The sequence below is a fragment of the Candidatus Roizmanbacteria bacterium genome, assembly GCA_016699265.1.
Lineage (GTDB): Bacteria > Patescibacteriota > Microgenomatia > UBA1406 > GWC2-37-13 > CAZLQR01.
The window spans coordinates 517,384-541,169 of sequence record CP064967.1 but is presented as its reverse complement, the minus strand read 5'-3'; the positions used below and the strand labels follow the sequence as shown (position 1 = coordinate 541,169).

At 41.8% G+C, this 23,786-nt stretch carries 18 protein-coding genes, 1 tRNA gene and 1 pseudogene; 10 read left to right on the top strand and 10 right to left on the bottom strand.

Annotated features, from left to right (window positions below; translation table 11 throughout):
- The 6 genes and pseudogenes from IPH70_03100 to lon all read left to right on the top strand — a co-directional run bounded on the left by IPH70_03100 (position 1) and on the right by lon (position 6,906).
- On the top strand, positions 1–825 hold the full coding sequence (locus IPH70_03100) for a hypothetical protein (protein QQR63474.1): 825 nt from the start codon (positions 1–3) through the stop codon (positions 823–825).
- Positions 826–894: 69 nt separating this feature from the next.
- Entirely contained in the window at positions 895–1,251 is a 357-nt protein-coding gene (locus IPH70_03095; protein QQR63473.1) for an SUF system NifU family Fe-S cluster assembly protein, read from the top strand.
- Entirely contained in the window at positions 1,248–1,520 is a 273-nt protein-coding gene (locus IPH70_03090) for a ferredoxin (GenBank protein ID QQR63472.1), read from the top strand. Before IPH70_03095 ends, IPH70_03090 begins: the two co-directional genes overlap by 4 nt.
- Positions 1,521–1,782: 262 nt before the next feature.
- Positions 1,783–3,483: a 2-oxoacid:acceptor oxidoreductase subunit alpha gene (locus IPH70_03085; protein QQR63471.1), complete on the top strand. Its 1,701-nt coding sequence runs from the start codon at positions 1,783–1,785 to the stop codon at positions 3,481–3,483.
- Positions 3,480–4,337 carry a 2-oxoacid:ferredoxin oxidoreductase subunit beta gene (locus tag IPH70_03080; protein QQR63470.1) on the top strand — a complete coding sequence of 286 codons (858 nt, stop codon included), beginning with the start codon at positions 3,480–3,482 and terminating at the stop codon, positions 4,335–4,337. Before IPH70_03085 ends, IPH70_03080 begins: the two co-directional genes overlap by 4 nt.
- 143 nt (positions 4,338–4,480) lie before the next feature.
- Positions 4,481–6,906 (top strand): annotated as a pseudogene (gene lon, locus IPH70_03075) (endopeptidase La).
- A 1-nt stretch (position 6,907) separates the two neighbouring features.
- On the opposite strand, the gene IPH70_03070 reads toward lon, so the two are convergent.
- The 8 genes from IPH70_03070 to IPH70_03035 are packed head-to-tail and all read right to left on the bottom strand — an operon-like array spanning position 6,908 to position 15,912.
- On the bottom strand, positions 6,908–7,894 hold the full coding sequence (locus IPH70_03070) for a peptidoglycan bridge formation glycyltransferase FemA/FemB family protein (GenBank protein ID QQR63469.1): 987 nt from the start codon (positions 7,892–7,894) through the stop codon (positions 6,908–6,910).
- 2 nt (positions 7,895–7,896) lie between these two features.
- Positions 7,897–8,661 (bottom strand): endonuclease/exonuclease/phosphatase family protein, encoded by a 765-nt coding sequence (locus IPH70_03065; GenBank protein ID QQR63468.1) that lies wholly within the window; start codon positions 8,659–8,661, stop codon positions 7,897–7,899.
- A complete protein-coding gene (locus tag IPH70_03060; GenBank protein QQR63467.1) occupies positions 8,658–9,785 on the bottom strand; it encodes a glycosyltransferase family 4 protein in 1,128 nt (375 codons plus the stop codon). Before IPH70_03060 ends, IPH70_03065 begins: the two co-directional genes overlap by 4 nt.
- A gap of 5 nt (positions 9,786–9,790) precedes the next feature.
- On the bottom strand, positions 9,791–10,864 hold the full coding sequence (locus IPH70_03055; GenBank protein QQR63466.1) for a glycosyltransferase family 4 protein: 1,074 nt from the start codon (positions 10,862–10,864) through the stop codon (positions 9,791–9,793).
- Position 10,865: 1 nt separating this feature from the next.
- Positions 10,866–12,056 (bottom strand): glycosyltransferase family 4 protein, encoded by a 1,191-nt coding sequence (locus IPH70_03050; GenBank protein ID QQR63465.1) that lies wholly within the window; start codon positions 12,054–12,056, stop codon positions 10,866–10,868.
- A gap of 5 nt (positions 12,057–12,061) precedes the next feature.
- The gene (locus IPH70_03045; GenBank protein ID QQR63464.1) at positions 12,062–13,528 is read right to left on the bottom strand and encodes a glycosyltransferase family 39 protein; all 1,467 of its coding nucleotides are present in this window, start codon (positions 13,526–13,528) and stop codon (positions 12,062–12,064) included.
- Positions 13,509–15,062: an O-antigen ligase family protein gene (locus tag IPH70_03040; GenBank protein ID QQR63463.1), complete on the bottom strand. Its 1,554-nt coding sequence runs from the start codon at positions 15,060–15,062 to the stop codon at positions 13,509–13,511. The genes IPH70_03045 and IPH70_03040 overlap by 20 nt, the downstream gene beginning before the upstream one ends.
- A complete protein-coding gene (locus IPH70_03035; protein ID QQR63462.1) occupies positions 15,028–15,912 on the bottom strand; it encodes a glycosyltransferase family 2 protein in 885 nt (294 codons plus the stop codon). The genes IPH70_03040 and IPH70_03035 overlap by 35 nt, the downstream gene beginning before the upstream one ends.
- Before the next feature lie 54 nt (positions 15,913–15,966).
- Between IPH70_03035 and IPH70_03030 the strand changes: the two genes are divergently transcribed.
- Both IPH70_03030 and IPH70_03025 read left to right on the top strand, forming a co-directional pair.
- Positions 15,967–16,038, top strand: a tRNA-Met gene (locus IPH70_03030).
- A 26-nt stretch (positions 16,039–16,064) separates the two neighbouring features.
- Positions 16,065–16,928: a DUF2181 domain-containing protein gene (locus tag IPH70_03025; GenBank protein QQR63461.1), complete on the top strand. Its 864-nt coding sequence runs from the start codon at positions 16,065–16,067 to the stop codon at positions 16,926–16,928.
- A 56-nt stretch (positions 16,929–16,984) separates the two neighbouring features.
- On the opposite strand, the gene IPH70_03020 is transcribed toward IPH70_03025, so the two are convergent.
- The gene (locus IPH70_03020; GenBank protein QQR63460.1) at positions 16,985–19,222 is read right to left on the bottom strand and encodes a transglycosylase domain-containing protein; all 2,238 of its coding nucleotides are present in this window, start codon (positions 19,220–19,222) and stop codon (positions 16,985–16,987) included.
- On the bottom strand, positions 19,219–20,640 hold the full coding sequence (locus tag IPH70_03015; GenBank protein ID QQR63459.1) for a methionine--tRNA ligase: 1,422 nt from the start codon (positions 20,638–20,640) through the stop codon (positions 19,219–19,221). Before IPH70_03015 ends, IPH70_03020 begins: the two co-directional genes overlap by 4 nt.
- 324 nt (positions 20,641–20,964) lie before the next feature.
- Here IPH70_03015 and rpsO point away from each other — a divergent pair, with 324 nt between their 5' ends.
- Both rpsO and IPH70_03005 read left to right on the top strand, forming a co-directional pair.
- Complete coding sequence (gene rpsO / locus IPH70_03010; GenBank protein QQR63458.1) at positions 20,965–21,387, top strand: 30S ribosomal protein S15; 423 nt, start codon at positions 20,965–20,967, stop codon at positions 21,385–21,387.
- Positions 21,388–21,463: 76 nt separating this feature from the next.
- Entirely contained in the window at positions 21,464–23,779 is a 2,316-nt protein-coding gene (locus tag IPH70_03005) for a polyribonucleotide nucleotidyltransferase (protein ID QQR63457.1), read from the top strand.
- Positions 23,780–23,786 lie beyond the last annotated feature (7 nt).

The window sequence follows — 23,786 nt, the reverse complement described above, 5'->3', positions numbered from 1 at the left end:
ATGACAGCTAACTTAGTAGTCTCACCATCTCAGGAAGATAAGAAGAAACGAAATGTTTTTCTGATATTTCTTATTGCATTTCTATTACTTGCATCAATTGGACTTGGTCTTTATACGATCATAACGCAACAGATATCAACCAAATCACGAGCTAATGAGGTCGCTACAGGATCAGCTAACTTAGCGCTCAGCATAACACCTACTCAACAACCAGCAAATGCTTTGAGTTGTCCAGTAAATGGAGCTTCATGTGCGTGGGATGCGGTTGAAGGGGCAACATCGTACAGCTACGTAATTACGGACAAAACCACTAACTCAGTAGTTTCTTCTCAAGTAACATCTGCAAGGTCAGTAAACTTTACTGCAATTGTTGAACATACGTATGAGTGTTCGGTTAAGGCTGTTAATGACTGTGGTACGAGCGCTGCGGCAAAAGGAACAAATACCTGCAATGTAAATATTACTCCGACAGTAACCACCGCACCAACTCAAACTCCTACTCCTACAATCACGCCTATTCCAACCCTAACACTAACACCAACACCAACGCCTACAATCACCACAACGCCAATTCCAAGTCCAAGTCCAACTACTACGCCAACACCTGCACCAAGTGCGACGCTTACTCCGGGACCAACTGCGACTCCAACTCTAGGACCAAGTGCGACACCAACTCCAACAGGTACGGTCGTTGCGCAGTCCGCGACACTAGAACCAACAGCAGCTCCTGCTGAGCCAACTTTGCCAGCGGCAGGATCGGTTTCAAGCGTTTACTTCATGATCATAAGCACGATTTTGGTAGCCACTTTGTTCCTAGTCTTCTAGTTGTTATAATGACTTCGATCTTGAAACGTAGAGCCTAGAACTTGTCAACTTGATAGCTTTAAAATAATAATGTTATATACAGAAGAACTACTCGAACACTATCGCCATCCCCAAAACTTCGGGCCAATTGAGAGCCCAACGCACAATATCACGCTTCAAAATCCCCTTTGTGGAGATGTCATTACGCTTTTTTTAGAGGTCAAAAACGACGTGGTTAAACATGTGTCATTTGTCGGGAAAGGTTGCGCAATTTCCACTGCTGCGGCCTCATTGATGACAGAATATATAAAAGGAAAAAATGTAGATAAGTTGCGAAATCTGGACAGAAAAAGTACTATGGATATAGTTGGAATTGAGATAAGTCCCGGGAGAATAAAGTGTCTGTTATTACCATTTGAGGCATTGAAAAAACTGATAACTAAATGAGCGACAATCTAAAAGATCCCCATAACCCCTCGGGGCCAGTTTCGGTTCGAAATCTTCGTGTGAGAATTGATCGAGATCTTTGCATAGGAGCCGCAACCTGTTCTGCTGTTGCATCACTAACCTTCGCTTTGGACGAACACAATAAGGCAGTTATTCTTGACACAGTTGAGCAGGAAAGCGATCAGCAGATTATAGAGGCAGCGCAGTCCTGTCCTGTTTTAGCAATTATTGTTGAAAATGAAAAAGGGGAAAGAGTTTTTCCTAAGTAAAAACAACGAGCGGGCTTGTCCACAGTGTGATCAGAAAACACTGAAAGGAATGCCTGGAGGACGAGATGCAACCTGTACGAATTGCGGATACAAAGATCCGTGTTGTTACGATTAATACATTTATCGTTGAAAGTTTTTAAAGTTTGGAAGGTCGGAAAACTTAAAAAGTTTGTTTGAAAGTTTCTGGTTAAGTTGTTAGCCAGTTAACTAACAAAGCCAATAATAAACCTTTTAACTTTACAACATTAAAACTAATCAAAATATGAAATATCAATGGGTTATCGGTGGTGAGGCCGGCTTCGGTATCATGACAACCGGTCTTACTTTTTCAAAGATTGCGAGTAGGTCTGGATACCAGGTCCTTGACTATGTAGAGTACCCTTCATTAATACGTGGCGGCCATAATGCATATAAAGTAACCTTCAGCGATTCACCGGTGCATACACTTAAGGAAACAATTGACGTACTGGTTTGTCTCAACAAAGCAACCTTCGAGCTGCATAAACATGAGCTCTCCAAAGACTCCGTCATCGTACATGATAAGGAAGACTTTGAGATTGATGGAGAATATAAAACAGCTCATGTACCATTTAAAAAAATTCTTCGTGAAGGTCAAGGACAGTCAATAATGAAAAACACAATTGCACTCGGCGCCTCACTTGCTACGGTTGGAGGCGATTTAGCATTACTTGAGTCCATAATCGAGACACAGTTTCAGAAGAAAGGGGAGAAGGTCATAGCCTTTAATAAGTCGTTTGCAAAGCAAGGATTCGATAGTATTACCAAGAACTTTAAAGAGCATTGTCTCGATGCGCTCGTACCAAAACAAAATCCTCTGGATCAGCTTGTCATGACGGGTAATGACGCTTTTTCACTCGGAGCGATTATCGCTGACTGTAAGTTCTACTGCGCATATCCTATGACGCCATCGTCATCCGTTCTTACCAGTCTCGCAGCCTGGCAACAAAAGGCTCAAATCACTGTTCGTCATGCTGAGGATGAGATTGCAGTTATCAACTCAGCGATCGGGGCATCCCATGGAGGAGTACGATCGGCCGTTGGAACCTCCGGTGGCGGATTTGCTCTCATGGTCGAGGCAGTTTCATTAGCTGGTATAACCGAGACTCCTATTGTAATCTTCATTTCACAAAGACCGGGACCTGCTACTGGAATGCCAACATGGACAGAGCAGGGAGATCTTTTGTTTTCCGTTCATTCTGGACACGGTGAGTTTCCAAAAATTATTTTAACACCTGGAGATGTTGATGAGATGATTCGTCTTACCGCTGAAGCTTTCGATCTAGCTGATATATATCAGACACCGGTAATCGTTATGTCCGATATGTATCTCTCCGAGGCGCATGCTTCGATCTCAAGCTCACAGGTTCTAAGCTTCTTCTCATCTATGAAGATAAATAGAGGCAAGACAGTAAGTCAACCAACGGATCGGCCATATCTTAGATATAAGATAACCGAGGACGGTATCTCTGAACGACTAATTCCTGGGGCAAAAGACCATTTCTTTCAAGCAAATTCCTATGAACATAGTGAGGATGGTCACACTAGTGAAACTGCAGAGGATAGAATGGCGCAGGTTGGAAAAAGAGCAAGAAAGATCCAAACATATTTAAAAACACATTTTAAGTTGCCCACTGTGTTCGGAGATCTCAAAACAGCGAATACTGTGCTAGTCTGTTGTGGTAGTTTGAAAGGAGTTTGTTTGGATGTTTTGAATTCTCGAAGCAATACGGCGGTTATTCATTTTACCCACACTTATCCTCTTGATGAAATGCGAGTTAAAAATCTCTTGAGTGAACCAAATAAGTGCGTTCTTGTAGAGCAAAACTCAACCTCTCAGTTAGGATTATTACTCAGAGAACAGACGGGAATTAATATTGAAAAGCATATATTAAGATACGATGGAAGACCGATGACAGCGTCAGAAATTATAAAACAGTTATGATTACATCAAAAAGAAAGTTCTCAGGTCATACGCCGACTTGGTGTCCGGGATGTGGAGATTGGGCCATTGGAGGTGCGATAAAGGAAGCACTTGCAAAGCAAGATCTAGAGCCATCAACGGTTGGAGTTGTTTTTGGTATAGGCTGCTCTGGTAATATGAACGATTTCCTAAATGCATACGGCTTTCACGCATTGCATGGTCGAGCGATTCCAACTGCGGTAGGACTCAAACTCTCGAATCATACTATGCCAACGATTGTAGTTGCAGGCGACGGTGATACCTATGGAGAGGGAGGAAACCACTTTTTTCATGCTTGTCGAGGAAATCATGATCTCACCATCATTGTCCATGATAACGGTGTGTACGGTCTCACAACTGGGCAGGTGGCCCCGACTGCGAAGAAAGGAACGATATCAAAATCAACCCCTACAGGAATAATCGAACGATCAGTTTCGCCACTTGCATTCGCTATTTCACAGGGTGCAACCTTCGTAGCGCAGTCATTCGCCGGAGATATCCCTCATATTAGAGAGATGATTGTGCTTGGAATGAAGCATAAAGGCCTGTCTTTGGTTAATGTACTTCAGCCATGCGTTAGCTTTAACTGGGTAAATACCTATCAATACTATCAAAAAAATGCATATAAACTCGATTCCTCATATGACCCATCGTCCTACGAAGATGCTTTGATAAAGGCAGTTGAGATGGACAGTGAAAAGTTCCCATTGGGAGTTATATACCAGACAGAGTCGAAGCCATACCACGAGCAAGTACCTGCGTATTCCGAGTCTAAACCGCTTAACCAAATCCCAAGAATAGCTTCATTACAGCCACTTTTTGAGGAGTATAAATAGCGCTTGTAGACCGTAGTTTGTAGCTTGTAGCCTGTAGCATTAAACCTTTTCTAAGTTCTATTTTTTCAGCTTCGAGTTTGGAGTTGACAATTGGCAATTGCATATCTATACTGCTAATACAGCCTTAATTTTAGGAAATAATAATGAATAATAAATATCCACTCGTTCCAGTAAAGGAAGGAATCGTCTTTCCAAACACGGAGAACGTACTTACATTTGGTCGTGAAAAAGCGTTCTCGCAATTAACAAGGCGCTTGCTTCTGAGAGTAGGCAGGTAGTTCTGGTAATGCAACGAAATTCATCTGAAGATTCTCCAACTGCAGACACTCTTCATTCTGTTGGAACGCTTGCAACAATAAAAATGTCGTTAATGGAGAGAAGGGTGAGATAAATGCTCTTGTTAGAGGAATCGACCGAGTGAGAATTGTAAACTTTGATCAGGTTGAGCCACACTTTGAAGCTGAGGCAGTTGTACTTCAGGACATAATAGAAGAGAACGATGAGATTCAGGCCATGGTAAAGCATATCGCAGCTCAGATCAAGAAAGCTATTAATTATGGCAAAACGATTGACTTCATCTTTTTGATGAATATTTTAAAATGTAACCTCACCGAGCGATTTCTCCAATCAGGTAGCTATGGTTCTTGACCTTCGGGAATATGAACGGCAGGAGCTCCTTGAGGAGATGAACCTCGTTGAGAGACTGAAGAGAGAAGTGTTGTATACCAACAGAGAACTTCGCATCTTAGAGATCGAGCAGAATCTTTCTTCCAAAACACAACAGAAATTCGAACAGGGAATGAAGGAGTCGTTCCTTCGAGAAAAGATGAAGACGATTGAGGAAGAGTTGGGTGGAAAAGGTGAGGATAAGGATCTTGCTGAACTAAGAGACAAAATAAAAAAAGCAAAAATGCCTAAAAAAGTAGAAGAGAAGGCAGTAAAGGAGTTCAAGAGGCTTCTTCAGATGTCTCAGTTTAATCCAGAGTCTTCATATGTGAGAACCTATCTTGACTGGCTCACCGAACTGCCCTGGTCGGTTTCGTCCTCACAGGCAGTTGATGTAAAGCAGGCGGAGAAGATCTTAAACGAAGACCACTTTGGACTAAAAAAAATAAAGGAACGCATACTTGAGTACCTTGCGGTAATCGAGCTTAAAAAACTACACGAGAAGAAAGGATCAAAGAAAGAAAACCAACCCACCATTTTGTGTTTTGCTGGTCCCCCTGGTGTAGGAAAGACCTCGCTCGGAAAGTCTATTGCTCGCGCATTGGGAAGAAAGTTTGCCAAGATCTCGCTTGGAGGAATTCGCGATGAAGCCGAGATTCGAGGTCACAGAAGAACCTATGTAGGTGCACTTCCGGGAAGAATCATTCAAGGAATAAAACATGTAGGTACCAATAATCCCGTCTTCATGCTGGACGAAATCGATAAGATTGGTCGCGACTATCGGGGAGATCCATCATCGGCCCTCCTTGAGATTCTTGATCCTGAGCAGAATCACATGTTCTCAGACCACTACCTTGAGGTTCCGTTCGATCTTTCAGATGTCTTTTTTATTACCACAGCAAATATGCTCGACACTATCCCTGACGCCCTCAGAGATCGACTCGAGATAATTCACTTCCCTGGTTACACCGAGGACGAGAAATTCAATATCGCGAAAACCTATTTAATAAAAAAACAACTTGAGGCACATAGCTTGAGCAACGAAGAGGTAAAGGTCACTGATACTGCACTAAAAGCAATTATTCGCACCTACACTCGAGAGGCCGGTGTCCGCGAATTAGAGCGACAGATCGCAGGAATCTGTAGAAAGATAGCTCGTGAAATCGTTGAGAAAAAAACACAGTCAAAGGTCGTTGGCGCATCGGATCTGCAGAAGTATCTCGGGCCGACCAAGTACCAAGCACAGATGCTTGAGGAGCGCGACACCGTTGGGATCTCAACAGGTCTTGCCTGGACTCAGGCAGGAGGAGACATTCTCTTTATAGAGGTAGCCATCATGCCGGGGAAGGGACAGTTAACCTTAACCGGACAGTTGGGTGACGTGATGAAGGAGTCCTGTCAGGCGGCGCTATCGTATGTTCGTTCTAGATGGGAATTATTCAGTCTTCCTAAGGATTTTTTCACAAAGATAGATGTTCATGTTCACGTCCCAGAAGGTGCGGTTCCTAAGGACGGACCTTCAGCAGGAATCGCAATTACATCTGCTCTTATCTCAGCACTCACAAAATTACCAATCAGAAAAGATGTCGGTATGACCGGAGAGATTACGCTTCGAGGACGAGTGTTAGATATAGGTGGGGTTAAGGAGAAGGTGATTGCCGCACATAGAGCCCATATCAAGACGATAATCCTTCCAAAAGATAATAAAAAAGATCTTGAGGATATCCCAAGTTATGTACTAAAAGACCTTAATTTCGTCTTCGTAAGTCATATGGACGAGGTAATAAAGGTAGCGTTGGTCTTCCAGGATAAGGAGCAAACCTTCCCATCATTTTCACAAAACTTTGCAACGCTTCTCAAGCGCGATGAGAACGAACAGAAAGATCAAAAAGACATGAACTGATTTACCCTCCAATAAGCTTCTCTCTCATTTTCTGAGCAAGGATGAGCGGTCTATATAGTAGTGAATTAATTACAAGATCGTAGCTTCCAACCATCTGAACGAACTCCGATCCGTACCCACTCTTGAAACGAGTGAACCCAGCCCAGATATTAGAAGAATCGTAATCAGGATCAAGAGAGCCCCAGAGATCAAATGAGTTACAGTCACGCAGTCTCCCAAATCGAATTGCCTCCCACATAAGGATGTTCGCGCCCATCACCTCGCGGTATTGATCAGATGAGCCCCCATACGGGTAATAAAGAACATTATTGAATTCAAAGAGATGATAGGCAGCGACGGGTTTATTTTCAAAAAATGCGATAAGAATATGCGAGATACTGTCCTTCAAGGTCTGAAAAAGTGTATGGTGATAGTCATAGTTGTGACCTGCGTAATGTTGGCGCCTACAAGTCTCAAAATAAAGTTTAATGAAGATCTCAAAACCTTCGTCCGAACTCATCTCCTTCACCGTTACGCCCTTCTTTTGTGCAAGCTTTATGTTATAGCGAGTTTTTGGTTTCATGCTCTTAAGCAGCTCCTCCTCAGTATTCCGAAGATTTATCGACTGGGTCCACTTGGGAAACAGTGGAGCATCTGACTTGACCAAACGCTCAAGATTATGAGCATTACGATCTTCGCTCCTAATATTTGGTTCAAACTTGATATAGATCAGGTTGTTTTTTTTACCATAGTTTTTAAAAAAACCAATGACCTCTGCGGAAGGATTTCCTGATCGAGGTACGTAACCAATCTTAAAAGTAGTCTTTGGAATTGGGTGCACAGTCATCTGAAATATGCCTACTAACTCTTTATCGTTATAGTCGGCGACCCGCACAACCGTGAGACCCATCTGCTTTCTCGCCTCACCCCATTCCCAAGACTGCATAGGATGAAGTGCCTTGGCATTCCATTCTTTTTTTAAGTTTATGTCTTCAATGATTTTGATCATATCTATAATTCTAACTCGCAGACGAGTGGTAAATGATCCGATATTTCAACCTGAGGACAGCGAGAAGAAAGCACCCGAATATCATCGCTCAGATAAACCATATCTACTGCCGCAGTCGCGTAGCCACTATCCTTTTTACGTTTCATATTAAAGGTGGAGACGAGTCGTTGCTCGAAAACCGAGTTAAGATTCTTTTCGAGCATTTTGGCGGAATGAGTGGAGCTTTGAAAGTTAAAATCTCCGGCAACGATAGTCGATGTATGACCCTCAACATTTCTTAAAATAATTTCTACCATCTTTTCTCTGACAGGAGAGTCATTTCCATCCCTTCCCCATACTCCATGGACGTTTGTTAAAAAAACCTTCATATGAGGAAGTTGTAGTGTTGCTGTTTGCATGGCGTGAGGGAGTCGAGTAAAGTCATGAAGACGTTGTGCCTCAAAAAAATCCGCCTTCTCGTACTCTCCATTAAAGTAGAGTACCTCCCCTTTTTCTATAGGATAGCGGGAGAATATCGCATTTCCATGTAGAATAGTTATTCCATCGAAATCAAACTCTACGTACGGTGAAAAGACATGATAGGTAAATGTTGTTTGTGAAAGAATTGTTGAAACCGTTTTGTAATGGCTCTTGTCGGTCTGGAACTCGGTACTCTGTGCTTCTTGGAGAAATAGAAGGTCGGGTTGCTCATTGTTGATGAACTCAATGGCTTCTGTGAGGAGTTTGCCTCCATGCTCTATGTTGAGGGTGATGAACTTAAGCTTCATGCCACGGCAGACCGGATAACTGCCAATGTTTCGGCTCCACATTTTTCCCATGAGAATAGCTTTACTTGTTTTTGGGACTCCTTGATTAGATCGGTCCTTAGTTTCTTATCCTGAAGACGTTCTAACGAAGTCACGATTGACTGAGGATCGTTGGGATCGCAAAGAAGTGCTGCACTACCTGTGATCTCTGGCAGGCTGGAGTTATTCGAGGCGATGACCGGAGATCCATGTGACATAGCCTCAAGTACCGGTAATCCAAAACCTTCGTAGTAAGACGGTAGTACGGTCGCGTATGCATTTTTATATAGATCCGATAGTGCCAAGTCTTCAACAAAGCCGAGGTACGCAATCTTGTTTGCTACGGTCGAGCTTTCTATCTTGTTCATTGTCTCATTGAAAAGCCAACCCTGTTTTCCCACGATCTTGAGTTCATACTCAGGGTGGGATTGAGAAAAAATTTCGAATGCACTTATGAGGGAGACAACATTCTTTCTAGGCTGAATTGTTCCCACGAAGAGAATATATGGGTTCGTATTTTCCCGATTTACGATCGGGATCCGCGATTCTGAGGAATCGGGACTTATTTCTAATTTCTTATTTTTTATTTTTTGAGAACGGAAGCCGTTATATACGACATCTGTTTTAGTTTCTACACTCGGACATAATCGGACAAGATCTTTTTTGGTGTGTTTGGAAACACAGATAACCTTTGATGCCTTACGTATGCTGTACTCGGTCCATCGGTTAAGTTTGTAGAGATCCCCTTTCAGGAACTCTTTGGGAAAGAGTTTATATGCAAGGTCATGAATAGTGACAACGGTCGGAACAGGACTAAACCGTGGTGCGTAATGGGCAGGGCTAAAAAATACATCTGGTTTTTTGCCTAAATACAAATTAATGGGGAGTGAAAGTTGGGACCACATAAAGTCTGGTTTGACGATTTGGTAGGTAAAGAACTTTGACTGCTCGGGAAGTTCATTTGAAGGAGTATTTCTCAGATAAATTACAAACTGTTGGTCTCCGCTTGCCACAGAATTAAAATATCTCAATAGTTCATAGGCGTATGTCGATACTCCTACGCGGTTTATGACGTTCGCTTCATTTCCATCAATGCCAATTACCATAGATGTTATTTAGCGTCATCGAGAACTTGTATCATTCTGTCTAAGTACTTCTTCCATGAAAACTCCTTTGATTTTGAGATTCCTTTTTTTGATAGTGAAGTTCTGAGCACCTTCGAGTTTATGATTTTCTTGAGGCCTGCCGCAATTGACTCTTCTTGCATCGGGTCAAACAGGACGGCTGCATCATCCGCAATTTCTTGAAGAGAAGAGTTGCTTGATGTTGCAACAGGCGCGCCATAACTCATTGCCTCAATTACAGGATACCCGAAGCCCTCATAGAGCGAGGGGAACACGAAGCAGAGACAGTTACGATACAGTTCTGCAAGTTCCTCATCAGAAACAAAACCCAGAAGTTTGATCTGAGGATTCGTCTCAAGGGGTATATTTCCCCATCCTTCCATTCCCACAATCATGAGATCGATGTCGTCTCGATCTAGTAGGTTGAATGCTTTTACTAATCGTTCTAGATTTTTCCGAGGTTCTCTTTTTCCAACGCTTAAGATATAGGGTCTCGTCTTGGAGCTAGTTACGGTCCTTCCAATAGGTTGTACAACCCCAGGGTAATTCACAAAGATTTTATTTTTATCAAAAGAGAGTTCGGTCTCTAGATCGTGTTTGGTTGAGTCCGAGTCAGTGAATATGAGTGATGATTCTCTTTGGACCCACCTCAGTCTACGTTCCTGTGTTTTTCGAATTAGAGAGTCAACCGTATCCGGATACTTGAGATATACAAGGTCGTGCACAATTGTGGCCTTCCTATTTTTGGAGGGTGGTTCGGTCCAGTCTGAGGTTATAAGCCAATCCACCTTACCAATTAGTGAGTCTATGGAAAAAAAATGAAGATTGTTCCAGAGAAAGCTGAGAACTGTCGGAGGAAGCTTTGATTCTATAAGCGTATGTCGAGAAGTTTCAATTTTATTTCTGATAGAAGCATCCATTATTCTGCGAAAGGAAGAAAAGAAAAAAATCCAGTCATTGGTTGTGTCAAATTCACAAATAGTTTTGACTAACCCTTCGGTAAATCGACCAACCCCCGAGCCCTGATACACGATCTGAGAGATGTCTAAAGCAATGCGCATATTATGGTTTGATTTTTAAATAAGTGTTCTCGAGTTCCTTCGCAATCACCTTCCAACTATATTTTTTTAATATTAAGGTGTGTGCGCTTTCTCTCAGCGAGTTATAGAGATCTTTATCCTCGATTATTTTTCGAATCTGCGAAGCGAACTCATCAGGAGTATTTGCCAATAACACGTTTTCACCATCGGTAACGTCTAGACCAGAAACCCCTGTCTTTGTTGAGATTATGGGGAGACCGCATGCCATAGCCGCAAGAAGTTTCAGTCGAGTGCCACCAGGTCCAAATATTGGAGCTATAAAGAGATATGCTTCCTTGTAGAGTTTTATAACGGTTTGAGTGTCGTGAATAGGAATCTCAACAATGGAGATCTCAGGATGGCTTCGTTTTATTTTCTTAGCGTGTTGCCCTGCGATTATTAGCTGCATATGTGGAAAGTTTTTCCTCAGGGTAGGGTAGACAGAGTTAATGAGAAATTCTGCTGCCTCAACATTCTGAAGCCAGGAAAAGTTTCCTTGGAAAAGGAGTTTGAGCTGATTGAGGGGTTTCTTACCAAGTCTTTCGATGACCATGTCTTCACCGGCTCCGTTTGGAATAACGACGGGGTCAAGTTCTGGCGCGACCTTCATGACGGTATCTCTATCGGTGTTTGAAACGGTAGCCATAAGTGTCGCCCGTTTCCAGTAGAACTTCTCCCAGTACCTTAACTTCAGAATATCAATGTAAAGTATGGGGCGGAGTATAAATGGGAGCGAGTCGACGAAGTGTTGATATACCTCAAACTCAATAGTCTGTTCTACTAGGAAAACAGGAGTCTTTGTCGCAGGTAAGTGAGGCATCACATAAAAGGTTTCGCTATGAATTACGTCAAACTTTTCATCTTTAAGCAGTTGTTCAATAGTATGCTGTGCCTCGTGTGAAAAATTGCGAGCAATAAGAAATGGCTTAAGCGTAAAGAGGGCTTTTAAGATTGTTTTAAGTTGCCAAGGTTTTTCTGGTCGCTTGCAGAGATATACCTCATCGCAGTACTGTTTAAGTGCTGACAGGTACTCTTTCTCAGAGTCTTTTTTATAGAGAGCAACAAGAACTATGTAGTTTCTTTTACTCAAATACTTTAGTAGATTGAAAGTTCTTATCTGACCACCTGATGACGGAGGATATGGCACATATGGCGTAACCATCAAAATTTTCATACAGGTTACAGTTCGAATACTACAAACTTATCGCTTCTAAAAATTGGAGTATGCGTTTTATGCGATATAATTTCATCGGCAACATCAATCTTCTGAGTTACAAAATATTTATAACCATCATGCTTAAGCACTGTAAGATCTTTATATACAGCAGGTGCTCCCCTTCGTTCTGATAAATAGAGAAGAGTAGTATCTCCAAGAGTATCCGTCACAATGAGATCATTTCTTGAGGTTAGAGTTCGAACTATTTTTGAGATTTGTACAAGCTCACCGGAATAGTTATAGTAGTTACGAACGGTATAGTAGGAAATGAATACGGAAAAAATGTAAAGTGCCATAATAACCGGAATAAGTATGGTTGAAGATATGAACTGACGTGAATGAGTATGCAGATATGATATGCCAATACCAACAAACATTGCGAGAGCTGGAAATATCATAGTCTGGTAGTACTCATGCTGAACATTTCCTCCTTGAAAAATGAATAGGAAGGCTAAGGAACCAAGAAGAATAGAATGGGACAAATATCGTTTCTGCCTAGATAGTGCGCCAAGAATAAAAAAAGGAGTTAAAAAGCCTCCAAGAAGTAGGTTATTGATCCGTTCAAAAAAGATCCATCGAAAGAATGATGGTTTAAAGAAAATATTTTGGAGTCCACCGGCTGTGTTTACAGAGGTAAAGAGCCATTCGCTTGCTGGTATTCCTTCTGGGAACTGTAGAATATACTGTCTCCAAAGAAGTAATGGTACGAACGCTAGTATCCAGAATATATAGATTAATGGTTTTTTAAGAACATCCCAGGTGTAAGTGCGAATAAACAGGTACCCTAATGGAACAGCGTAAAAAATGGTAGTTGGCTTTACCAATACTGCTAACGCAAAGCATATGAGTGAAATAAAATACCACAGTAAAGAAAGCCTCCTATTTTTTTGATTTTCAGTGAACAAATAAAGGAAGAATATTGAACTCATCGCAAAAGCAACAGCGGTCGGATCAGGTAAAACAACACGAGTAAAGTAAACAAAGAAGGGAGAAACCGCGAAAGTTAGACTTCCCATGACGGCAGAGAGTAGGCCATGTTCTTTAAGAAGAAGATAGAATAGAATCATTGTAGTTGTTACTGCTGCAAGAATCGACAGTAACCTTCCGCAGACCTCAATATTACAAACATTGGTAGTGTTAAGTAAGGCTATTCCAGCATTGTAAACAGGAAACTCAACCATTCGGTATCCGTGAGGATTAACAATTCCAGACTGAATATTTGAAAGATCGTCATACCGAGGCTTTAGTAGATCGATTCCATCATCAACGAAGTTTCGAGCAACAGATGCCGTATCGGCCTGTCTCCAAGAGTGGAAGTCTGCAAGAGGAGTATCGAGTTTATAAAGTCGTAAGCCAACTGTTAAGATCGCAATTACAATAAATAAAAATATAGTAAATCCCTTTTTCTGGTTAGGCTTTGTTTTTATCATAAAGTGTTGTTATTCCAACAAATAGTCCTGATACCAACCAGAAATTATAGGCCATTTTCGATGCTTCAAAAACATCTACATACAAAGCGTTGATAAGTAATGCGAGCACACCACACACAAATCCGAAGGTGAGTATTTTAAATTCGGTACTCTTTCTTCCAAACCTTAAATTGATAAATATTATTCTGAAAATAATAAAGATAAAGAGCGATGTACCGACGAGACCTAACTCTCCAAGCCAACGGAGGTAGTCGTTGTCGGTGGCCTCGGTTATAGAGGAGGGACCTCGTCCAATAAAAGGATTGCTTTTGAAGGCTAAAATTGCACGTGGCCACTCTACTTGAAGACGAGTTGCACATGAAATATCGCACAAAAGCGTTTGTTCTGGCTTAATAAATCCCATGGTACGCGAAGCTTCATCTTCAATTTCTGCAGCTGTCAAAATCTTACCTGTTCGTTTCGCTTGCTCATAAGCGAGGCTACGAGCTACGTTTCGTTTAGCTACTTCATCGACATTTTTTGAGATTGGTTTCTTTAAAAATGGAAGATCAATTTCGTAGCTTCCAGCCGGCAGGTTCTTTACTGAAATTTGCTGTCCGATTTGTTGCTGCCCTGTAAGTTGATTAGTGTAGACGGTCTTTACTTGGAATGTTTGTAGGAGACGCTTTGTCATGTCTCCTGTCACGAGCATTAGTCCAGCAGTTACAACCATTGCCAATAAATAAAATTTGAATTTACGCATCGTAAGTAGCATAAAGGTAAGCGAAGTCACATAGGCAACAAACGATGATCTTGCCGAAGTGTAAAGAAGCGCTGTTAATGAAGCAAAAAAAGCTACTAAATACCATTTTTTTAGCTTTGTATAATACAGTCCGAGAACGAGAGGGATGCTAAAAGTAATGTACGCTGCAAGATCAAAATGACCACCGAATGTTGAGTTGATCCGATCGTCGGGATTAAGCCAGAGAAGTCTCCCATCCACATAGGCTGGATTCATTGATTGAATCGATGGTAGAAAGCCAAATTTTTGAATAAGGCCATATACTGACACGGCCAAAAATGTAGCCACATAGGTCTTGAGATATTGGAAGAAACGTTTTTCTGTGGTTATTAGCGATGTTGCAATGAAGAATACAATCATATACTCAACTCTTCTTAAGCTATGTAGTAGTCCAATGTTAAATACGGGAACTGTGTAAGAAACGTAGTAAGCATATAAAAATGAGCTGAAGACAGCGGTCCAAAACAGGACTACTGGAATAAGCAATGTTCGATTGAGAACTATCTTTCTCCGAAGCCACTGTATAGTAAACAACGAGACCATGATAGCTGGCAGTAGGTCATCGATTCGGATCTTAATATAGGTGTACTCAACGTGCTGAATCGGAAACTTTGGTATAGCGGCAATAGCTACTATAAAACCAAGAAAGGCCCAGTGGAGAATGTTTTGGTCTATCCAACCCCAAAAACCAGCTTTGGTCCTGAGCGAAGCTGAAGGATTATTGCTGCTTGGTGAGAGTTTTTGCTTCTTCATATGTTTTTATGAGATATGGATTGTGTGAAAGTTTCCCTAGTATTATGGCTATATCTGCCTTTAATTGTAGCATAACCGAGAGACAGGCACGTGCAACTTTACCATGATGCTTGCCGTATAGATATATAAATCCGCGGTAGACCTGTAGGATGGGATAGGTCCTGTTACCTGAGGATAGAGAACCATAGTGAATGAATTTTGCATCTGGGTAGAAGTAGGTATGATATCCGAGTTCCTTTGCTCGATGCAGAAGGTCAATTTCTTCCATATACATAAAAATACCCTCATCAAATCCCTCGAGCTTCTTGTAGTACTCCTTTTTGGTGAGAATACAAGCTCCTGAAACCCAATCAACTTGTTTCGTTTTATCGGGGGACTGTCTAGAGAGACCCCAGTAATCGCCCCTGAGAAACAATGCAGCAAAGATTACAAAAAGTGAGTAATAAGGGCCGGATGAGGGTTGGGAAGATTGGTCTTTGTTGAGTAGTTTACCTCCGACAAAGTCCGCATCTTTCGTGGACTTTGCGAAGGTTAGGAGCTTTTCAATAGCGCTATTCAGGACAACGGTATCTGAATTTAATAAAAGAATATAATTCCCTTTGGCACTCTTTACGGCAAGGTTGTTTGCGGGGCCGAAACCAAGATTCTTGTCATTTTCGATAAGTACAATCTGCTTATATTCTGATCTCAGAAGTTTCAGTTGCTCAACGCTGTCATCAGACGAGCTATTGTCCACGGCAACTATCTCATATTTAATTTTACTGTCTTTCAGAGAAACAATTACTGACTCAATGCACTCTCTCGTGATCTGTGAGGTGTTGTAGGAGACAATAATAATGGATAGATCCATAGTCTAAGTATAGAGTATGGAGAATGAAGTATTTAGTATAATGGTGTAGTAGCAGGCTCGGTAGCTCAGCGGTAGAGCACACGTTTCATAAGCGTTAGGTCGGCAGTTCAACTCTGCCCCGAGCCACAAAAATACTGCTATAATCGCTGCATGTGGTAGAGATTTCAAGGAGATCTTTCTTAAAAAATGCTGGATTGGCGTTGCTTGGTACAGCCGTATTTGGCATTGCTCTTCCCGAAAGTGAAGGAGTGAATCGCGAGGCCAATCGTAATGAGTTAAGAGAATTTTTAAAAGGACCAATATCTGGTCAAGAGGCACTGAGACCTGCAACTGCAGAATTTCTCAGCCACCTAAGACTTACTAAACCATCCGAAGTAGGCTGGGCACATAATGCAAATAATAGAAGGAGAGTGAATGCTTTCGCTAAAGACCAAAATCGTCACGTTGCTGAGCTAGATTGCAGATTTGATGAAAAAAGAGGTCTATACGTCTCTCACAATAGAGGTGGTAAATCCGATATCGATCCTACGTCGGCATACGAAATTGTCGTTTCATCCTCACTTCCGAAATCTCTAAAATACGACTTCAAAGAATCGGAGGCAATTGGAAAAATTCTTGAGTCCATTGAAGATCCAGCAAGGTCCTGCATTCTTAATGCAGATCTTTTTGACAATAATCGATTCGGGATTACTCCTCAACAGTTCGTAGAAATGAGCGAGAAATTTCCTAACGCTTTAATATCAATTGGAAGAAAAGTTGAGTCTGGTAATGTTGAGGATTTTGTTGCTAGTTTTATTAAACTAGCAACCGATAATCCAGGTCGAGATTTTATTATGCCAGCCCATATTTTTGATTTCTTGAGTAGTATTGATGAACTCAAAAAGGCTCTAGAGGTTCCAAACATTTCCTTAATGATCTATCGAACTTCAAACGTTCAATTAACCCAAGGACATCTCAGTTGGTTAATAGAGAATTTTGACGACGCTACTAGAGCTCGAACATTCTTCGATCTTTAGTTAATATTTCCTCGTTCGCCTAATCCTTTCTACATTCAATATTCTATATTCCGAATCTATGGTGCTGGGGTCGGGGACGGTTGAGGCTGATCGCCAGCGCAGTCTTGACAGTATCGAGAGTATGCATCTGATATTATCGTTTTTTCTTTGAGTTCTGTGTTTGTATCACCTTCTCGTGCCAGCTTATCGCTGTCTTTAGTAACCCAGACCATTTCACGCTTGGTGGTAAGCGCGACTGGCTCAGTTCCTTTAATAAGATACTCAAATCGTGTCTGACAAGAAGCGTTACTTCCATCAGGTTGCGAAGTAGCGGCACCGCTTGACCAGCATACCTGTCGTCCAACAACATTCGCCGGTTTTCTCGGAGGAAGATTTTGCTGATCTTTCAGAACATAACTCATAACCTCATTCCAGATAGGAGCTGCTCCGGTTATTCCAGATGTGAGGTACGGATTCATTGGTTTGTTATCGTTGTTTCCCACCCAGACTACAGTTAGAAAGTTTGGAGTATACCCGATGGTCCAATTGTCCTTCTTATCATCGGTAGTACCGGTTTTGACTGACACTGTTTGTTTGGGAATAACTAGTTCTGAGTTGGTACCGAAGGCTTGACTTCTAGCAAAGTTATCCAAAAGGATATGAGAGATAATAAAGGACGTTTCTGGTGAAATCACTCTTTTTCCAGGAATACTCAACATTTGAGGGTCGCGTAATGGCTTGCGAACGTCGGCCTTGAAGTTTGGATCCTTAAACTCGTACAGAACCTTCCCGTATTTATCAGTTACCTTAAGGACACTGTTTAGGGTTCTTGGTTTCCCGAGATTAGCAAAGGCAGAAAATGCTTGCGCCATCTCGGTCATTCTCACCTCACCACCTCCAAGGGTAAGGGAGAGTCCGTATCGTTCAGGATTTTTGAAGGACTTGATCGTGAAGGCAGAAGCAGACGCTATAAAATTATCTACTCCATTTAGAGCTAACATCTTAACAGCAGGGATGTTGAATGAGTTGCCGAGCGCGAGTCGTAGTGGAACTGCGCCATGGAATGTGCCGTCATAGTTGACAGGACAGTAGGGTTTCTCAGGTGCAGGAAAACAGGTTCGTACATCCAAAAACATTGATGCGGCGGTTACCAACTTTCTATCGATACCGATAGCGTAATTAATTGGTTTAATCGATGATCCGGGTTGTCGAAGCGCGGTAGTAACATTAAATGCTCCCGATCCAGTGGCGAAGTAGTCGACCGAGCCAATCATCGAAAGAATCTCACCCGTTGGAGGACGCGTTACCAGAACCGCTCCGTTACCAACATTTAAGGACGTAAGTTGCTCTATCTCGTCTTTGAGGATCTTCTCGGATTCCTCCTGAATATTCAGATCGAGTGTAGTCTGCACAGTAAGTCCACCTTCTTCTACCGTCTTAATTCCATACTCCTTCTCAAGTTGGCTTTTAACATAAAAAACAAAGTGAGGTGCTTTGATTGAAGTTTCGATAGTCTTTACTCGCACGGGTTTCTTTAGTCCAGATTGGTACTGCTGGTCAGTAATGTATCCCTGCTCCTTCATCTTGAGAAGAACGCTATCTCGTCTATTTTTTGCTAGATCAGGATTTGCGTTAGGTGAGTAAAGTGATGGTGCTTGTGGAAGTCCAGCAAGAAGGGCTGCCTCATCTATACTTAATTTACTCGCAGATTTACCATAAATTGTCTTCGCAGCCTCCTCGATACCATAGGCCGAACCTCCGTATGGAACCTGATTTAGATAAAACTCTAAAATCTGATCTTTTGTGAACAGCTTCTCGGTCCATGTCGCAAGAACTATTTCTCTGATTTTTCGCTGAATGGTTCTTTCTGGAGTGAGTAGGGCACTCTTCACTAACTGTTGCGTGATTGTTGAACCTCCCTGAAGTGAGCGAGTTACGACGATGTCCTTCATAGCTCGTATAATTCCACCGAAAATCGAAATACCACCATGGCGGTAAAAGTCTTTGTCCTCAATTGCTATCGAGGCCTGATACACATATTTAGGAAGAGTTGACAGCTTTACAGGTGTTCGTTTTTGGTCATTATAAATCTCATAAAGTCGCTTACCGTTTCTGTCGAGAATATGAGTAGCAAGCGGAACAACTTTGTAGTTGGCTAAATTAGCCGGATTGGGAAGATCCCTAAAAATAAAAAAATAGATTAGTATTGCTAGAACTGTTACGGCAATAAGGGCCGATGTCTTACGCCAACCAAATTTCTTTAAGAAGTCTTTGGGCTTAAAAACTTTGTTGTGCTGTGGTTGTTTGTGTTTCATAGTCGTGGAAAGAGCGCTTCGGGTTTAGATACGGTGCCTTGTAAAGTAATTAAAATTATATGTGAGGTTTTGGGTAAAAAGGGTATCAGATCTACACCGATCTGCAAAAGATGATTGATTGCGGTTTTCAGAAATTCATTCTTTTGTTCGTTGTCGGTCATTTTCCACGGTTCGGCTTTGTTGATCTCGGCGTCTATCTTGGCGATCTGAGTCCAGACAGATTGTAGTGCTCGGGCAAAATCGAATGATTCGATGAAATCGGAGACTTCAGTTGACATATGTTCTGGAGCTTTTGTCCCAAGATCGAGTCCCTCAGCAAGCTTCTTAAGTCGTGCGACCAAGTTGCCTAGTCCGTTTGCAAGATCTGCGTTGTACAGTTCCATAAATCTTTTTTCTGAGAAGTCCCCATCTCCTGAGGTTGGTATTTCACGCAGAAGGTAATAGCGGATCGGGTCGGTTCCATACTTTTCAATCAAACTGAATGGATCCACCACATTTCCAATTGTCTTTGACATTTTTTCTCCTTCAACCGTTACATATCCATGCACAAGAAGTTTCTTTGGTAACTCAAGGCCAGCTGAAAGTAAGAATGCGGGCCAGTAGATCGCGTGAAAACGTGTAATTCCTTTGCCAATAACATGAGCATTTGCCGGCCACCACTTTCTGTATAGTTCTTCATCCCATCCAAATCCAACCCCCGATTGGTAGATGTTAAGAGCGTCAAACCAGACATAGATTCTTTGAGTATCGTCATCGGGCACGGGGACTCCCCAGTTCTTTGCCCTATCATTTGAGCGAGAGATACTTAGGTCATGAAGCGGTTGATTAAGAAATGAAAGAACCTCATTCTTTCGAGACTCCGGAACAATTAATAGTTTGTCCGACGAGATAAGTTCTGTGAGTTGCTCGCGATACTTCGTAAGTTTGAAAAAATAATTTGATTCAGAAACTTCATCTAGTTTTTTTCCAGGGTGCTCGAAACACTCGCCATTCTCACTCAGTTCGTTGTTTGTATAGAATGTTTCACAACCAACGCAGTATAGCCCTCTATATTCTTTTTTAAAGATGTCTCCGTTTTTGTTGCAAAGATTCCATAGTTTCTGACTTGAGGTAAAGTGGCGATTAGTGTCACTTCCTTTTTGGAATACGTCAAACTCGACATTGAGTTTTTCAGCTAAATTTTGGAAAAGTATCGCATTTTTGTCCACAAAATCCTGAACTGGGACCCCTGCTTTTTCTGCCGCCTGAACATTTTTTAAAGCATTCTCGTCGCTTCCACAAAGGAGTAATGTCTCTTCCTTTAGAATCTCTTTGTGAAATCGTTTGATTACATCTGACTGAAGAAATTCAAGCGCATGACCGATGTGTGGAGAGGCATTCACATATGGAATTGAGTTTGTTACGTAGAATTTTTTCATATTCTTATTTAAGTAGAACGACTATCCCAATTATAAAACACGTGAGTAGGATTGTGTTGAGGAGGTTAAATCCTAGTAAATAACTAAGCGCTAATAATATACATATGTAGAGAGCTGCGCAAAACGACCACTTCTTGTTTTTGGTGATGGAAAGCGATACAAGGAACAAGGATAGAGAAAGAAGGGTAATCAGACCACTTACTATGTACCAGTTTAACGGGTTTAAAAGAAATATATAGGCAATTGTAAGGATAAGAACTACGGTGGTAAGGGTTATCATGTTGAAATAATAACAACTTCCCCGTATAATAGAGTCTAATTAATATGAAAGCAAAGAAAGTAGTAGCTAAAAAAGCAACTGTGAAAAAAGTCACCGCCTCCGCTAAAGCTTCGGCGGTCAAAGCAAAGAAAGAACCGGTCAAAAAAGTCGAAAAAGCAACGAAACCAACAAAAGAGGTAAAGACTGTTGCGATAAACGTATCTGACGAGGCTGTAGAAAAACAAAAGATTATTGAGAAGTTTGCGCAGAAAAACGGTGATACAGGATCACCTGAGGTTCAGATCGCGTTACTTTCCTATAAAATCGGTCGACTTTCAGAGCATCTTAATCAGAACAAAAAGGATAATCACTCACGAAGGGGATTGTTAAAGGTCGTTGCAAAAAGAAGAAGAATCCTGAACTACCTACAAAAACTTAGCGAAGACAGATATAAAGTGTTAATCGGTAGTTTGAATCTGAAGAAGTAAATAACATCTTCATTCCCTCAGATAAATTCTGATATACTATAACAATCACTCACATATCTCCTAATAAATAAAATTTATGAAATTTTTTGAAGAATCAATAGAGATTGCAGGGCAGAAACTAACCCTCCAGTTTGGAAAATTAGCACAAGCATCACATGTTTCGATCTACGCATCTCTTGGTGAGACCGTAATCTTAACAACCTTGAACATTGGAGAGGTAGCCGATCACATTGATTATCTTCCACTTCAGGTTGAGTATGTAGAGAAGCTATATGCAGGTGGACGAATTAAGGGATCACGATGGGTAAAAAGAGAAGGAAAGGCATCAGACGACGCTGCCCTCATTGGTCGCTTGATCGATCGAGGTGCTCGACCACTCTTTCCAAAAGACTTAAGAAAGAACATTCAGATCGTAAATACTTTGCTTTCTATTGATGGTGAAAACTCACCAGAAATCTTAGCGGCAATAGCAACCTCTGCGGCGATTCACATCTCATGTCTTCCATGGAATGGGCCACTTTCAACAATAAGAGTAGGATATGTCAAAAACAACGGACAAAGTTCATATGTCATGAACCCGACCATCGGAGAACAGCCACTGTCGGCAATGGATCTTTTAGTATCATCAACGAAGGAAAAGGTCATCATGGTCGAAAATCAGGCAGAGCAGCTTCCAGAGTCAGTGGTAATGGAGGGAATTAAGCTAGCTAAGGTTGAGAATAAAAAAATTATTGAGTTTATTGAAGGAATTCGATCGAAGATTGGAATTGAGAAACTGAGTCTTGCAATTACTGGCCTTGATGAAGAGATTAAAAAAACTGTAAAAACAGAGTTTGCAAAGCAACTAGAAGAGGTAAATAACCAAAAAGCTCAGAAAGAGTTTGATAACGGTGAGTTGGTAGGCGGACTTCAGAATGAAATCATTGCCAAATACCCAGACTTTGATCCAAAGGCTGTTGCAAAGGTCGTTGATTATCTCCTAAAGGAGTTAATGAGAGAAAAAATCTTAACCAAAAAAGTTCGAATTGATGGACGAAAACCCGATGAGATTCGAAAGATTTCGGTCGAGGTCTCAACTCTACCACGCACGCATGGATCTGCAGTCTTCCAAAGAGGAGATACGCAGGTTCTTTCAATTGTGACCTTGGGATCACCAAGTCTAGAGCAGCTAATAGAGAGTCCAGAGGGTGAATCATCCCGACATTATATGCATCATTACTTTATGCCTCCTTATTCTTTAGGTCAGACCGGAAGAATGGGATTCCCATCTCGACGAGAGATTGGTCATGGAGCGCTTGCAGAAAAAGCAATTCAACCAGTATTGCCAGATAAGAAACTCTTTCCATATGCAATCCGTGTAGTATCCGAGGTTCTTGCCTCAAATGGATCGACCTCAATGGCCTCAACCTGCGGATCAACCCTAGCTCTTATGGATGCAGGTGTGCCAATCAAGGCTCCTGTATCTGGAATTGCGATGGGATTGGTCTACAAATCCGATGATGAGTATGTTGTCCTCACCGACATCATGGGAATCGAGGACTTTGGTGGAGACATGGACTTTAAGGTCACTGGGTCTAAAGATGGAGTCACTGCTATGCAACTTGACGTCAAAAATAACGGTCTCACCGATAAAATGATCGAGGAGATTCTTGAGAAGGCCTTAACTGCACGACTATTTATCTTAGACAAGATGAATGCGGTGATTGATAAGCCACGCGGTGAGCTCTCAGAGTTTGCACCAAAGGTAAAGGTCTTTACACCACCTCAGGAGAAGATCGGAGAGATTATAGGACCTGGTGGAAAGAATATCAGAAATCTTATAGCAAAGTTTGGTGTTGATATTAATGTTGATAATGCCGGTGTTGTCTCTGTTTCAGGAGTAGATAAAACAAAGGTTGACGATGCAACTGCATATATCGAGAACATGGTTCGTGATATTCAAGAAGGAGAACAGTTCGAGGGAGAGGTAAAGAGAATGCTTCCATTTGGTGCATTCGTCGAAATGCTTCCAGGAAAAGAAGGAATGGTTCATGTTTCAAAGATGGGTAAGGGTTTCGTAAAAGATCCTTCAGAGGTACTTAATATCGGAGATATGGTGAAAGTAAGAGTCTATCAGATCGATCAGCAAGGAAGAGTGAATCTTGAGTTAGTCTCGGGAGGAACCGGAACCGGTACATCAACCATGGATTCCTCAGAAGGTGGACAGGGTGGAGGAAGACCACCTAGACGATTTGATCGAGGTGGTTCTAGAGGCGGATCTCGTGGCGGCTACGGTGGAGGATCGAGCTCAAGAGGCGGATCTTCTCATCACAGCAGACCCGTAGAACGACCACAGGAAAACGCCGATCCCAACTTTGCTCCAGCTCGTAAACCTCGCATTGAGATCGAGTAATCTCTAC